The organism is Citrobacter sp. Cf136 (assembly GCF_030333815.1).
Lineage (GTDB): Bacteria > Pseudomonadota > Gammaproteobacteria > Enterobacterales > Enterobacteriaceae > Citrobacter > Citrobacter freundii.
The window spans coordinates 329,553-343,704 of the sequence record NZ_JAOWFE010000037.1; the positions used below are offsets into that span (position 1 = coordinate 329,553).

13 protein-coding genes are annotated in these 14,152 nt (G+C 54.8%); 5 read left to right on the plus strand and 8 right to left on the minus strand.

Annotated features, from left to right (window positions below; genetic code table 11):
- Position 1: 1 nt before the first annotated feature.
- Positions 2-2,146: a TonB-dependent receptor plug domain-containing protein gene (locus OGV98_RS15390; protein ID WP_286551670.1), complete on the minus strand. Its 2,145-nt coding sequence runs from the start codon at positions 2,144-2,146 to the stop codon at positions 2-4.
- Between the two features lie 289 nt (positions 2,147-2,435).
- On the opposite strand from OGV98_RS15390, the gene cueR reads away from it, so the two are divergent.
- Positions 2,436-2,846 carry a Cu(I)-responsive transcriptional regulator gene (cueR, locus tag OGV98_RS15395; RefSeq protein WP_003021822.1) on the plus strand — a complete coding sequence of 137 codons (411 nt, stop codon included), beginning with the start codon at positions 2,436-2,438 and terminating at the stop codon, positions 2,844-2,846.
- Here cueR and OGV98_RS15400 read toward each other — a convergent pair.
- From OGV98_RS15400 to OGV98_RS15415, 4 genes are read right to left on the minus strand one after another with little or no spacing between them, the layout of a single operon-like run.
- The gene (locus OGV98_RS15400; RefSeq protein ID WP_003835804.1) at positions 2,843-3,559 is read right to left on the minus strand and encodes a DUF3142 domain-containing protein; all 717 of its coding nucleotides are present in this window, start codon (positions 3,557-3,559) and stop codon (positions 2,843-2,845) included. The two genes, cueR and OGV98_RS15400, sit on opposite strands and share 4 nt — an antisense overlap.
- Positions 3,529-5,673 (minus strand): PA5441 family protein, encoded by a 2,145-nt coding sequence (locus OGV98_RS15405; protein WP_202580712.1) that lies wholly within the window; start codon positions 5,671-5,673, stop codon positions 3,529-3,531. The genes OGV98_RS15400 and OGV98_RS15405 overlap by 31 nt, the downstream gene beginning before the upstream one ends.
- Before the next feature lie 19 nt (positions 5,674-5,692).
- On the minus strand, positions 5,693-6,151 hold the full coding sequence (locus OGV98_RS15410; protein ID WP_003021832.1) for an NfeD family protein: 459 nt from the start codon (positions 6,149-6,151) through the stop codon (positions 5,693-5,695).
- Positions 6,148-7,065: an SPFH domain-containing protein gene (locus tag OGV98_RS15415; RefSeq protein ID WP_003021835.1), complete on the minus strand. Its 918-nt coding sequence runs from the start codon at positions 7,063-7,065 to the stop codon at positions 6,148-6,150. Before OGV98_RS15415 ends, OGV98_RS15410 begins: the two co-directional genes overlap by 4 nt.
- A gap of 134 nt (positions 7,066-7,199) precedes the next feature.
- Here OGV98_RS15415 and fetA point away from each other — a divergent pair, with 134 nt between their 5' ends.
- Together fetA and fetB are read left to right on the plus strand one after the other, a co-directional pair.
- Positions 7,200-7,877, plus strand: a complete 678-nt coding sequence (gene fetA, locus OGV98_RS15420) for an iron efflux ABC transporter ATP-binding subunit FetA (protein WP_003847509.1) — start codon at positions 7,200-7,202, stop codon at positions 7,875-7,877.
- Positions 7,864-8,643 (plus strand): iron efflux ABC transporter permease subunit FetB, encoded by a 780-nt coding sequence (fetB, locus tag OGV98_RS15425; protein ID WP_003021842.1) that lies wholly within the window; start codon positions 7,864-7,866, stop codon positions 8,641-8,643. The genes fetA and fetB overlap by 14 nt, the downstream gene beginning before the upstream one ends.
- A 78-nt stretch (positions 8,644-8,721) precedes the next feature.
- Here fetB and OGV98_RS15430 read toward each other — a convergent pair whose 3' ends face one another.
- The 3 genes from OGV98_RS15430 to tesA are packed head-to-tail and all read right to left on the minus strand — an operon-like array spanning position 8,722 to position 11,057.
- Positions 8,722-9,576, minus strand: a complete 855-nt coding sequence (locus OGV98_RS15430) for a co-chaperone YbbN (protein ID WP_169328977.1) — start codon at positions 9,574-9,576, stop codon at positions 8,722-8,724.
- A 58-nt stretch (positions 9,577-9,634) separates the two neighbouring features.
- The gene (locus tag OGV98_RS15435) at positions 9,635-10,444 is read right to left on the minus strand and encodes an SDR family oxidoreductase (RefSeq protein ID WP_087879042.1); all 810 of its coding nucleotides are present in this window, start codon (positions 10,442-10,444) and stop codon (positions 9,635-9,637) included.
- A complete protein-coding gene (gene tesA, locus OGV98_RS15440; protein WP_032939314.1) occupies positions 10,434-11,057 on the minus strand; it encodes a multifunctional acyl-CoA thioesterase I/protease I/lysophospholipase L1 in 624 nt (207 codons plus the stop codon). The genes OGV98_RS15435 and tesA overlap by 11 nt, the downstream gene beginning before the upstream one ends.
- Here tesA and ybbA point away from each other — a divergent pair.
- The gene (gene ybbA, locus OGV98_RS15445) at positions 11,028-11,714 is read left to right on the plus strand and encodes a putative ABC transporter ATP-binding protein YbbA (RefSeq protein WP_048233212.1); all 687 of its coding nucleotides are present in this window, start codon (positions 11,028-11,030) and stop codon (positions 11,712-11,714) included. The genes tesA and ybbA overlap by 30 nt on opposite strands.
- On the plus strand, positions 11,711-14,125 hold the full coding sequence (gene ybbP, locus OGV98_RS15450; RefSeq protein WP_202580711.1) for a putative ABC transporter permease subunit YbbP: 2,415 nt from the start codon (positions 11,711-11,713) through the stop codon (positions 14,123-14,125). Before ybbA ends, ybbP begins: the two co-directional genes overlap by 4 nt.
- Positions 14,126-14,152 lie beyond the last annotated feature (27 nt).

Sequence of the window (14,152 nt, forward strand, 5' to 3'; positions counted from 1 at the left end):
GTCAGAAATTCCACGCAAAGCCAACGGCGGCATTGAAACCAGCGTCTGGAATAGATTCATGCGCGGTTCTGTAACGCTTGTCGGTCAGGTTGTTGAGCGCGAGGTTGACCTGATACTGATCCTGCGGACCGAACTCGGTGTTGAATGCAAGGTTAAGCGTGGCCCAGCCTGGGTAGTTGATTTCCGTGGTGCCGGTATTATCTTTGGCGCTGGACGCCGCGCGGATAAAGACATCGGACGTCAGGTTAGCGGCGTTCATCAACCAGGTATGTTTCAGGCCGACGCGCCCGGTCAGAGTGGGTTCGCCGGTATCCCAGGTTTTAAGGGTGTTGCCTTCGTACTGACGGCGAATGAGATTACCGCTCAGGTAAGGTGAAACTGCCCAGCCGTCGTATTCTGCGGTGAGTTCCATGCCCCAGGTTTTGGCCCGATCGATGTTGTCGTAGTAGTAATAGCCGCCCCGTGAAGAGGTGGTATTACCGCTGCATACGGGTTGACCTGAACAGGCCAGGCTGGCGATATAGTCTTTGGCTTCGGAGTAATAAATGGCACCGTCAATCAGCCACATATTCCCTTTATACCGTGCACCCAGCTCATAGTTATTCGAGTGTTCCGCCTTCAGGTTTGGATTGCCGTAGGTAACGCTGCCGCCTGCGGACGTCTGCATAAACAGCTGAGTCAGCGTGGGGAAGACATAGCCTTGGGCATATGCAGCCCGAAGTTCAAGATCTTTAAAACCGGAATAGCGTAGGCTGGTTGAGGTCACCAGTTCATCATCGTGAACGGAATTTCCTCCGGTGGATTGCCAGGTGCTGCCGCTGCTTTGCAGGGTTTGCGTATCGTTGCGATTGAGCTTCGAAGACAGCCAGTACTGGCGTGCGCCCACGGTCCACGTCCAGTCATCGGCAAAGCGCCAGTCGTTTTGCGCGAACAATGAGGTGTTGCTTTGCTCCGCTTCGTTGTATGACAGGGTACGTGTTTGCGTATCGAAGAAGCCGGTAGCTGCGGTCTGGCGCGTACTGCCGTCCGTGTCCTGTTTTATTTTGTCATGCTGATATTGAGTGCCAATCACCAGCTCGTTGTTAGCAGGCAGGGAGAAGTTGCTCTGTAGCGTTACCCCCTGGGTATACTGTTTGTCGTTGGTATTGGTCTGATTGCTGACCGTCAGCGCTTTAATCATCGGGCTGGGAATAACCTGGGTCGTTTTGACCCGGTTTTCAAATTTGCGCTCTATTGTCTGGCTGTATGCGTCAACATGGATGTTCTTCAGGTAATCCCCATCGGCCGCGTAGTCGTAGAAAAGACCGATTTTCTCGCGTTCCAGCTTAGGTATTTTGACGCTAAAGTCGTCGAACTGGCCCTCTGGATCGTCAAACCAGGTTTGAGTAGACAGTTTGTAACGATCGAGGGAGAGCCCAATTTTGTGGCGATCGAAGTTGTAACCCAGCCATACGCCCTGGCCGTTATTACGGAAGTTGGTGTTGGGCAATCTTCCGTCAGGCGTATCGCGGTCCCCCTGGTCGGAATAGCTGCCATTGATGCGGTAGTCAAAGTTTCCGATGCTACCCCAGGCCGCTGCCGACTCTTCCCATCCTGCCGTTGCGGAGTTATAAACAGCCTTAACGCTGCCGCCGAGAGGCTTATCACCGCCTTTTTTGGTAATAAAGTTTACGACACCGCCAATCGCCTGCGAACCGTAGAGGACAGAATAAGGGCCTTTGACCACTTCAATCCGTTCCAGCGCGGATTCGTCAATCAGCAAACCGGCTCCGTAGTTTTGTCCGGCACGTTGGTAACTGACGACCTGGCCGTCGATCAAAATCAGCACCCGCGAAGACGCTTCGCCACGGATACGAATTTGTTTCCGCCCTGCGAGGGCGTTATCGGTGACTTCGACGCCGGGAATATCTTGTAAATCATCAGCAATAGAAACGCTGGTGGAGTTTTGCAGTGTCTGGCGATCGATAACCTGGATGGTTGCCGGGCTATCCCAAAGACTACTTTCTGTGCGGTTAGCCGTGACGATAACCGTGTCTTCGTCGGACGTAGAAGCGTGTGTTGGAGAGGTAGCTGCAAAAGCGGCGCCGGACATGCATAATGTCAGGGCTGAAAGAATAAATGGCCTTTGGTTATTCCGTGGCAACATAAGAGAACCTTTATTGAATGTAAATGATCATCATTATCATTCGCGTTTATATATAAAATTGTTTCCCTTTGTTCAAGATGAAAGATGTAGAACCAATATATCTTTTGATTTGAGTCAATTTCGTGCAGTCATTAAATGCATAAATGTGATCTAAATCGGATATAACAATGTGAATTAAAAGGATTTGTGCATCGTGGTGAGGGTGGGGAATGTGCAGGGTTCACGGGTAAATCATTAGGACAATCTGGGCTATAATGGGCTCAGTACCAACAAGATCCGCGGGGGAAATGTGAATATTAGCGATGTTGCGAAAAGAACCGGTTTGACCAGCAAAGCGATACGTTTTTATGAAGAAAAAGGCTTAGTGACGCCACCGCTGCGTAGCGAAAATGGCTATCGCACATACAACCAACAGCATCTGAATGAACTTACGCTGCTGCGCCAGGCACGCCAGGTGGGTTTTAATCTCGAAGAGTGCGGCGAACTGGTGAATCTGTTTAACGATCCGGCGCGTCATAGCGCAGATGTGAAAAAGCGTACCTTAGAAAAGGTCGCGGACATTGAGCGGCATATCAGCGAGCTGCAGGCCATGCGCTTGCATTTGCTGGCACTGGCGGAGAGTTGCCCTGGCGATGACAGCGCCGAATGCCCGATCATTGATAACCTCTCCGGCTGCTGCCACCATAAAGCGAAGGCTTAACGGCGAGGGGGATTAAGCATAAATACCACCGTGCCGCGGTACCACGGGGATTTCTCAAGCTGCGCTTCAGCCTGCGGGTCCCGGCTACCGTTTTGCACCAGCCCCAGCTTAAACGGAATGCGCAGACGACTGAGTGCGGGCAGATACGCCTGATAATTCGTTACCGTATGACGGCCCTGATAGCTCTGGACCACCAGTTCATCGACCGCCAGCGCATTCAGCGTGGCGACGTCGCCCGTTTTTGCCCAATCCAGCAGTCCAGTCACGCCAAGTGCAAACTCGGCCGGTAACTGTTGGCGTAATTGCTGCAGAAAGCGGGCGTAATCGGCAAGCTGATGGGTCGCCGCGTCAAAATCAACCTGCAGGCCGAGCACATGATTCCCGGCGGTCTGCCAGCGTTGCATCAATCTTATGATGCGAGCCGGGATCGCCTCCGGTACGTCGAGCGTGGTAAAGCGCACGGTCAGCCAGATAGAGGGAAAAGACAGGCGGCTGACCGGCAGCCCGAGACGCTGGAAAACCACGTTACCCGAACGAACCAGCACCTCACCCTGATGCAGATAGACCGTTTGCGCGTCTTTCAGTTCGTCACTGGCCTTCACGCCGGACCACAGCCAGAAGGCCGGATGCTCACGGGCGGCGACGATATCCGCCGCCTGCGGCTGGCCTGTCAGCAGCGCGGTTACCAGTAGTATTTGAGTTTTTGCGCCCACGGACTTCCCGGATACTGCGTTTTCAGTTGGGTGAACCAGCCTTTACGCTGCAGTTTATCCACTTCCTCACCGCCGCACTCGTTAGAGCCTGACGGCGCATAGCACATGATGGCGCGATACAGCGCGAAGCTCTTGTCTTCAACCTCTGCTTTCGGCGAAGTGATCACCTGCTGATAGTAGCGTTGCCTGTCGAACTGACCGAACGGCTCCTTGCGCGATATTGCTGATTCAAGTACGTCGTTGCCAGCACTGTTTTTCCACAAATCGACGTGTGTTTGCGTGGTGCGGAAGAATTCGCCTAAGCAGTTCAGCGCGTGGGCATCATCCGCTTTTTTGCTCAATACCGTTACCGTTTCATTGAGGCTGCGACAGGTGTAACCGCGCTCGGCAGCGTCGCCGTTCCAGTCGAAAATACTCAGATTAACGTCATCAAACGCGTCGCCAATAACCGGCGGAGTAATGGCGCTGGCCAGTTTTCTGTCATTCAACCAGTCGCCAAAGCGGTTTTCGGTAAGATCGCGTACCAGCAGCGTATGCAGGGCGATGGTACGCTCTTCATTGTTAGGTCCATGGACGGCCTGCTGGCGCAGCAGTTCAGGCGAGGCCTGAGTTTTCAGTATCTGCGAGCGAAAACGCAGGTTGGTTACTGCGCTTTCTGGGGCAAAAACCGCCGCCACGTCGCCGCTATAAACCAGCGTTGCGGCGAGCTTAGCCTGTACATACTGCTGCTGTTCGTTGTCCTGGCTGAGTTTTAGCAACTGCAGCCAGAAATCACGCGCCGCGCTCCAGTTCTTCTGGCCCATCAGCGCTTCGCCGTACAGCACTTGTTCGCTGAAGGCGAGGGTATCGTGAACGGCGAGTTTCTGCGCTGGCGTAACTGCCTGAATAATCGCCGCGTAGTTCTCCGTCGCCAGCCACAGATTCAGTTGCAGATCGCGCCATAGCGGCAATTTTTGGCTCTGCTCAAACACCGGTTTGCTGGCATCGAGCTGCGCCTGGGTCAGCGTGGGTTTACTGTTGTTATCCAGACGCAGCGCGCGCAGCAGTTCGATATAGCTGACAAGCGGCGCATCGGGGAATGCTTCCACCACGGACTGTTCGTAGAACGCCATACCGTAGACATTATCGTATTCGATGACAATTTCACGCAGTTGCCGAGCGTCAGCCGACTGCTGGAGCGTCTGCTCATACAACCCGGCCAGCTGCGGCCACGCCTGTAAATACCAGTTGATGCGACGCAGCATACCGCGCGCGGAGTCGGCATACAGGCCTTGCGGGAAGCGTTGCAGGTAGGCTTGTGCCTGCGTCTGAGCCTGAGTCGCGTCCTCGCGGTTAATTTTTGCAATATCAAAATCGCCGTACTCGCCCACGCTGTTCTGGCTGCTCTTGTTCAAGGCCGCACGCATCAGCATGTATTGCGCGGTCTCTGCCAGCCACGGGCGCTCACTTTTGGCAAGCTGAGTGAAATCCCGTTCGGCGCTGGCATAATCACCGGCATAGAAACTGGCAGCTGCGGCCAGATAATTTTTATAGGACTGAGCCGGTGAATCAGCCGGGAGGGTGGCAAGTGAAGACTCAATTTGCTCGCGGGTTGCCCCGGATAGCAGCCCCGTACGCGCCTGGGCTAAGGCCTGGCGCTGTTCCGCCGCTAACGTCGGGTCGGCCAGCAGTGCGGCAAAAAATGCGCTGACGCTCTCGGTGTTATTTGAAACATGACGGTTCTCAAGCTCAGCGTCGTTGACGTTTATTTCGTCTGCGCTAATGTTCAGTTCGGCCATCTGTCGGGAGAGTGAGCTGTCTGCGGCGGATGCCGGTGCAGCGGCTGGCTGCGGGGCTGCCTCATCCCATTGCGGGTGATAGGCAAAATAGAAATCCCGGGAGCGGGTGATATCCGCTGGCATTGATTGCACCGGCAGAGCAAATGATTTTTCCTGGCTCAGCAGCCGCAGCAGGTTGTCGCGGCTGTCGTTTTCAGGGTTAAAGGTCGGCGTGCCTTTCAGCAGGCAGCTGTCGTCGCTCCATTTGCAGTCTTCCATATCGAAAGAGGCGAATGCCTGCGGGGCGGCGGTCAGTAATGTGCAAAGGGCAAAGGCAAGGGGTGTCTTCCTGACCATAGTCTTATTTCCTGTCTTTTTAATGTGATACCGCTTTAATAATCAGGGTTATCCCTTCAACGGCAATGACTTCAACCTGCGTACCGGCGCTCAAATCGTCGCTGGCGCTAACGGGCCAGGAACTGTCGCCGACGCGCATGTGTCCGCGACCATTGACCAGGGCGGTTTCCAGAATAAATCGTCGGCCAACCAGCTGCTGTCCGCGCTGGTTAAGATGGCTGTCGGCGGGTTTCTGCTCCTGAACGCGCCTTGCCAGCCATTTCCACCACAGCCACGCCGCCAGCAGGGTGAGGACGGCGAACATCGCCCCCTGCCACGCCCAGTCTAGCGGAACGAGCCAGACGACCAGACCGGTAATTACCGCCGCTACGCCGCTCCACAGCAGATAGCCGTTACCGCCCAGCATCTCGGCGGCGAGTAGCAAACCGCCGAGGCTGAGCCAGAAGATGTGCGGATGCACCAGAATCATCGCTATCATGATTTTTTCCGCTCGCTGGCGCTGTCCTTAACCAGTTCGGCGATCCCGGCAATAGAGCCCATCAGGCTGCTGGCATCCAGCGGCATCATCACCACTTTGCTGTTATTCGACGAGCCGATATGCTGCAGCGCTTCAGTGTATTTCTGCGCCACGAAGTAGTTCACTGCCTGAATATCCCCTGCGGCAATGGCCTCAGACACCATCTGCGTTGCGCGAGCTTCGGCTTCTGCTGAACGTTCACGCGCTTCAGCCTGTAAAAACGCAGACTGGCGTTCACCTTCCGCTTTAAGGATCTTCGACTGTTTCTCTCCTTCGGCCTTGACGATTTCTGCCTGACGGATCCCTTCGGCCTCAAGAATGTAGGCGCGCTTGGTACGTTCGGCTTTCATCTGCGCGTTCATCGCGTCGATAAGTTCTGCCGGAGGACGCACGTCGCGGATCTCGATACGGGTGATTTTGATGCCCCAGGGATTCGTGGCTTCATCAACAATATGCAGCAGGCGCGTGTTGATGTTGTCGCGTTGGGAAAGCATTTCATCGAGTTCCATCGAACCGAGAACGGTACGAATGTTAGTCATGGTCAGGTTGATAATCGCCAGTTCCAGGTTGCTGACTTCATAGGCTGCTTTCGGCGCATCGATCACCTGAATAAAGCACACGGCATCAATTGCGACGTTGGCGTTATCTTTGGAGATGACTTCCTGAGAAGGGATATCAAGCACCTGTTCCATCATGTTGATCTTACGACCAATGCGGTCCATGAACGGCACAACAAGGCTTAAACCCGGTTGCAGGGTTTTGGTGTAACGGCCAAAACGCTCTACCGTCCACTGATATCCCTGCGGGACGATTTTGACGCCAGCGCCGACGATCACCAGCGCGACAAAAATAAGAATAGGAATAAAAATGAGCATTGATGAAACCTCCTGTTGTGCTGTCCTTTACTGCCTCATTAATCAAATTATACCCGATTTATCAAGGTGGGCTCCCTTATAATAAATTACAGGCATAGACTGTCTGCACGAAAGATGTAAAAAAGGAATGGGTAATGGAAGAAAGCAGTATTTTGCTTCAGTTAAAAAATGTCGCATGGCAGGCAGGTGAGACGCAGGTTCTCAATAACATCTGTTTTGATCTCCGCGCCGGAGAATTTAAGTTGATTACCGGCCAGTCCGGCTGTGGGAAAAGTACGTTACTCAAGATTGTGGCGTCATTAATGAGTCCGACTGCCGGTGAAATTCTCTTTGAAGGCAAGGAGATCAATACCCTCAAGCCGGAAACGTATCGCCAGCAGGTCTCCTATTGTGCGCAAACGCCTGCTTTGTTTGGTGACACCGTTTACGACAACCTCATTTTCCCCTGGCAAATCCGTAACAAACGTCCGGAGCCGGATGCGTTTCTGAGCGATCTGGCCCGTTTTGATCTCCCCGAGACGATCCTCAGAAAAAGCATAAATGAGCTGTCCGGTGGCGAGAAGCAGCGCATCTCGCTAATTCGTAATTTGCAGTTTCTGCCCAAAATTCTGCTGCTTGATGAAATCACCAGCGCGCTGGATGAGGCTAATAAACGTAATGTGAACGAATTAATTCACCACTATGTTCGCGATAAGAATATTGCGGTGCTGTGGGTGACGCACGACAAAGATGAAATTACGCATGCGGATAATGTCATAACCCTTCAACCGCACGCCGGAGAAATGCAGGAAGCACGCAATGAACGAGCATAATATTACCAATGAGTCCCTGGCATTAGCGATGATGCTGGTGGTGGTGGCGATCCTGATTAGCCACAAAGAAAAACTGGCGCTGGAGAAAGATATTCTCTGGAGCGTTTGCCGGGCAGTGGTTCAGCTGATTATCGTCGGCTATGTGCTGAAATATATTTTTGGCGTTAACCACAGTATTCTGACCTTACTGATGGTGCTGTTTATCTGCTTTAACGCGGCTTATAACGCACAAAAGCGCAGTAAATATATTGATAAAGCTTTCCTCTCGTCGTTTATCGCTATCACGGTGGGGGCGGGGCTAACGCTTTCGGTGCTGGTTTTGTCTGGCTCTATCGAGTTCACGCCGATGCAGGTCATCCCGATCTCCGGCATGATTGCAGGCAATGCGATGGTGGCAGTGGGGCTGTGTTACAACAATCTGGGACAGCGGTTTAACAGCGAACAGCAGCAAATTCAGGAAAAACTTAGCCTCGGCGCGACGCCGAAAGTGGCCTCTGCGCCGCTGATTCGCGACAGCATTCGCGCCTCGCTGATCCCAACGATCGACTCTGCAAAAACGGTAGGGCTGGTGAGTTTACCGGGGATGATGTCCGGGTTGATCTTCGCGGGTATTGATCCAGTAAAAGCGATTAAGTATCAGATTATGGTGACGTTTATGCTGCTTTCTACCGCCAGCCTGTCGACCATTATTGCCTGCTACCTGACCTATCGGAAGTTCTATAATTCGCGCCACCAATTAGTCGTAACGCATTTGAAGAAGACGTGATGTGATGCCGGAGGGATCGGTATTGGTAGAATTTGTATGCCCGATAAGCGCAAGCGCTATCGGGCAAAATCAAACGGATTAGTACAACAGTGCGTACAGTTGGCGGCGGTATTTTGAGGCCAGCGCATCGCCGGTTCCGAGTGCGGCAAGGATCTCCTGGAAGGTCTTACGTGCCTGACCGTCGGCAGCAGTGAGATCATTCTTCAGGTGGCTGAACAGCAGTTCCAGTGATTCCTCGTTACGTCCGACCTGATGTAACTGGATGGCTAGTTGAGTTGCCAGCGCCGCATCCTGCGGATTACTGGCGACTTGCTGCTGCAGCTGTTGGATTTCCGGCGTATCCGCCGCCTGCTTCAGCAGTTCTATCTGCGCCACCAGTCCCTGATAGCGGGTATCCTGATCCTGCAACGGAATGGTTTTCAGCACCGCTTCGGCATCGTCAGAACGATTGAGGGCGATTTGCGTTTCCGCCAGCAGCAGGCCAATTTCGCTGCTCTGGTTGGAGATCTGCCAGGCTTCTTTCAGCAGCGGCAGTGCATCCGCGTGATTACCGGCTTCGATGAATTCGATAGCCTGACGCGCTTTCAGCTCTTCTTCGCTCGGCAACACTTTTTCCAGCAGTGCGCGGATAACCTCTTCCGGCTGCGGGCCCTGGAATCCGTCCACTGGCTGACCGTTCTGGAACAGATAAACCGTAGGGATGGCGCGCAGGCCAAACTGAGAAGCGATCATCTGCTCGGCGTCGCAGTCGAGCTTGGCGAGAATAAACTGGCCGTTGTACTGGGCGGCAAGGCTCTCCAGTACCGGCGTCAATTGCAGGCAGTGCTGGCTGCGCTCAGACCAAAAATAGAACAGGACCGGCGTGGTCATCGACTGTTCAAGGGTCTGCTGCAGGTTCGATTCGTTAATGTTAACAATATTCTGTGTGGACATGGAGTTACTCTCTTTTGTCGATTTCTTGTTACATGGGGGCTGACGCGCGTGCTTCAACTCAACCCTGTAAAATTTTGTCCATTATGCGGCCTGGCAACAGGCGTTTAAGTAGCATCACTGCCCAGGTCACCAGCGTAACCGGATAACGTAGCTTCGGTTTATCGCTCTCAAATGCATGACGTACTTTGGCGACAACCGCTTCTGGTCCCAGCGTAAAACGCGCGGCAATGCCGGGGTTTTCCACGGGAGCATCGCTCTGGGTCTGGTTGACGTTTTCGGTAAAGCGGGTACGGATGGGGCCGGGCTCAATCAGGCTGACCTTAATCCCGCTGTGGCGCAGTTCCATACGCAGCGCGTCGGACCAGGCTTCCAGTGCATATTTGCTGGCGGCATAGGCGCCGCGTCCCGGCGTTGAGATCAATCCCATCACCGATGAAGTCATCACGATACGTCCTTCGCCGTGAGGGAGCATAGCGGGCAACAGGCGCATGGTAAGCTGATGTGCGCCAAAGAAGTTGGCGGAAAATTGCTGTTCCATCTGTTCACGGCTGATGGTGGGCAGGGGACCATAGACACCGTATCCGGCGTTGTTAAAGATCCCATATAAACGATTATCGGTCAGGGCGATCACTTCATCGGCGGCACGATCCACGCTTTCGGGTGAATCCAGATCCAGCAATATGCCAGTGAATCCCATACTGTTCATACGCGCGACATCGTCAGGTTTGCGACAGCCTGCCAGAATTTGAAAACCCTGGCGCTTTAGTTCAAGCGCGCTTTCCAGACCGATTCCGCTGGAACATCCTGTTATTAAGACCGATTTTTGCATAACTTTACCTGTCAGGATCTCCGTAGCATTACGACTCATGATTTACTAGAGGTGTGAGATGTTGCGCCATCCAGTCGGCAATAAACGGCTGAGCGTCACGGTTAGGATGAATACCATCATCCTGCATCCACTGGGGTTTCAGATAAACCTCTTCCATAAAAAATGGCAGCAGAGGAATATCAAACTCTTTGGCGAGCTTTGGATAAATCGCGCTAAAGGTTTCATTATAACGGCGACCATAGTTTGCTGGCAGACGAATTTGCATCAGCAGCGGTTCGGCATTTGCCGCTTTCACATCCTGCAGAATCGTGCGCAGGGTTTGTTCGGTTTGTGCAGGCGCAAATCCGCGCAGGCCATCGTTACCGCCAAGTTCGACCAGCACCCAGCGCGGCTGGTGCTGCTTGAGTAATGCAGGCAGACGGGCCAGACCTTGCTGCGAGGTGTCGCCGCTAATGCTGGCATTCACGACTGGCGTTTTGGTTTGCCATTTATCATTAAGTAGCGCAGGCCACGCGGCGCTGGCGGACATACGGTATCCGGCGCTCAGGCTGTCACCCAGAATTAATAACGTGTCCGCAGCGGCGGCGCGGAAAGTTAACAGGACCAGGAACAGGAAAGGCCAATGCCAGCGGAAAACATTGTTGAAGTTCATCATCTTAAGAAATCCGTCGGTCAGGGTGATCAAGAGCTATCCATCCTTACCGGAGTTGAACTGGTTGTCAAACGCGCCGAGACCATTGCGTTGATTGGCGAGTCGGGATCGGGGAAATCCACGCTGCTGGCGATCCTCGCCGGGCTGGACGATGGCACCAGCGGTGAAGTCAGCCTGGTGGGGCAGGCGCTGCACACTATGGACGAAGAAGCCCGGGCGCAGCTGCGGGCGCGGCACGTCGGTTTTGTCTTCCAGTCATTCATGTTAATTCCAACTCTCAACGCGCTGGAAAACGTCGAACTGCCCGCGCTGCTACGCGGCGAAAATAGCGGAAAAAGTCGTGACGGGGCAAAAACGCTGCTGGAGCAACTGGGGTTGGGAAAACGCCTTGATCATCTTCCGGCCCAGCTTTCCGGCGGGGAGCAGCAACGCGTAGCGCTGGCACGGGCGTTTAACGGACGGCCTGACGTGCTGTTTGCCGATGAACCAACGGGCAATCTGGACCGCCAGACCGGAGACAAAATCGCCGACCTGCTGTTTTCTCTGAACCGGGAACACGGTACCACCCTGATTCTGGTGACCCATGACCCGCAGCTGGCGGCGCGTTGCGATAGGCGTTTACGCCTGGTGAACGGACAGTTGCAGGAGGAGGCATGATTGCACGCTGGTTCTGGCGCGAATGGCGCTCGCCTTCATTACTGATTGTCTGGCTGGCGTTAAGCCTGGCGGTGGCCTGTGTACTGGCGCTGGGCAATATCAGCGATCGCATGGAAAAAGGGCTGAGCCAGCAAAGCCGTGAGTTTATGGCGGGGGACCGGTCGCTGCAAAGTTCGCGCGCTGTGCCGAAAGCGTGGATTGACGAGGCGCGACAGCGTGGTCTGAAAGTGGGTGAACAGCTCACCTTTGCCACCATGACCTTTGCCCGGGATACGCCGCAGCTGGCGAACGTCAAAGCAGTGGATGATGTGTATCCGATGTACGGCACGCTGCAAACCAATCCGCCGGGGCTGAAACCGCAGCCGGGCTCAGTGCTGTTGGCCCCGCGTCTGATGGCGCTACTCAACTTAAAAATCGGTGATTCCATCGACGTTGGCGATGCCACCCTGCGCATCGCCGGAGAAGTGGTGCAGGAACCGGATTCCGGTTTTAATCCCTTCCAGATAGCGCCGCGCCTGATGATGAACATGGCGGATGTCGAAAAAACGGCGGCGGTCCAGCCGGGAAGCCGTGTGACCTGGCGCTATAAATTTGGCGGTACGCCACAGCAACTGGAAGCCTATGAAAAATGGCTGCTTCCGCAGTTAAAGCCGGAACAGCGTTGGTATGGGCTGGAGCAGGATGAAGGGGCGTTGGGGAAATCACTGGAGCGTTCGCAACAGTTCCTGCTGCTGTCGGCACTGTTAACGCTACTGCTGGCGGTTGCTGCCGTTGCCGTGGCGATGAATCATTACTGTCGCAGTCGTTACGATTTGGTGGCGATATTAAAAACGCTCGGCGCGGGCAGGGCGCAGCTGCGCAAGCTGATTATCGGCCAGTGGCTGATGGTGCTGACGCTTTCTGGCGTGACCGGCGGGCTGTTCGGGCTGTTATTTGAGCGGGTGCTGGTTGTATTACTGAAGCCAGTTCTGCCCGGTGAGCTGCCGCCCGCCAGCCTGTGGCCGTGGCTGTGGGCACTCGGTACCATGACCGTCATTTCTCTGTTGGTGGGGCTACGCCCTTATCGCTTGCTGCTGGCGACGCAGCCGCTGCGGGTACTGCGTCGCGACGTGGTGGCAAACGTCTGGCCGCTTAAGGTCTATCTGCCCGTAGCAACGATAGTTGTGGTTGCGCTGCTGGCCGGATTGATGGGCGGAAGTATGCTGCTGTGGGCGGTACTGGCCGGGGCTGTGGTGCTGGCGCTGCTGTGCGGCGTGTTGGGCTGGATGTTGCTTAACCTGCTGCGTGGTCTGACGCTGACCTCGCTGCCGCTGCGTTTGGCGGTCAGCCGGCTGTTGCGCCAGCCGTGGTCAACGCTGAGCCAACTGTCGGCATTTTCGCTGTCCTTTATGCTGCTGGCGCTGTTGCTGGTGCTGCGCGGCGATCTCCTCGACCGCTGGCAGCAGCAAATGCCGCCGGAAAGTCCAAACTATTTTCTGATCAACATTGCCACTGAGCAGGTGGCTCCGCTGAAGGCTTTCCTTGCTGAGCATCAGGTGATCCCTGAGTCGTTCTACCCGATAGTGCGGGCCCGTCTGACGGCGATCAATGAGAAATCGACCGAAGGTAATCAGGATGAAGCGCTGAACCGCGAGCTTAATCTGACCTGGCAGGATACCCGCCCGGATCATAACCCGATCGTTGCCGGGAGCTGGCCGCCAAAAGCGGGCGAAGTGTCGATGGAAGAGGGGCTGGCGAAACGACTGAGCGTTAAGCTTGGCGATCGGGTGACCTTTATGGGGGATACCCAGGATTTCAGCGCCACGGTCAGCAGTCTGCGCAAAGTGGACTGGGAAAGCCTGCGACCAAACTTTTTCTTTATCTTCCCTTCCGGCGCGCTGGATGCTCAGCCACAAAGCTGGTTAACCAGCTTTCGCTGGGAGAACGGCAACGGCATGCTGACGCAGCTTAACCGCGAATTCCCGACTATCAGCCTGCTGGATATTGGTGCCATTCTCAAACAGGTGAGTCAGGTGCTGGAGCAGGTGAGCCGCGCGCTGGAGGTGATGGTAGTGCTGGTCACCGCTTGCGGTATGTTGCTGCTATTGGCGCAGGTGCAGGTCGGGATGCGTCAGCGTCATCAGGAACTGGTGGTCTGGCGCACGCTGGGAGCGGGTAAGAAGCTGCTGCGTACCACGCTGTGGTGCGAGTTCGCGATGCTCGGGATGGTCGCCGGACTGGTGGCGGCCATCGGGGCGGAAACTGCGCTGGCGGTGCTGCAAACCCGCGTGTTTGATTTCCCCTGGGAGCCAGACTGGCGGCTGTGGGTTGTGTTGCCGCTTTGTGGGGCATTGCTGCTCTCTCTCTGCGGCGGATGGCTCGGTTCACGTCTTCTTAAAGGCAAAGCGCTGTTCCGTCAGTTCATCAGTTAATTCATATTCGTGATGATTACGCACCGG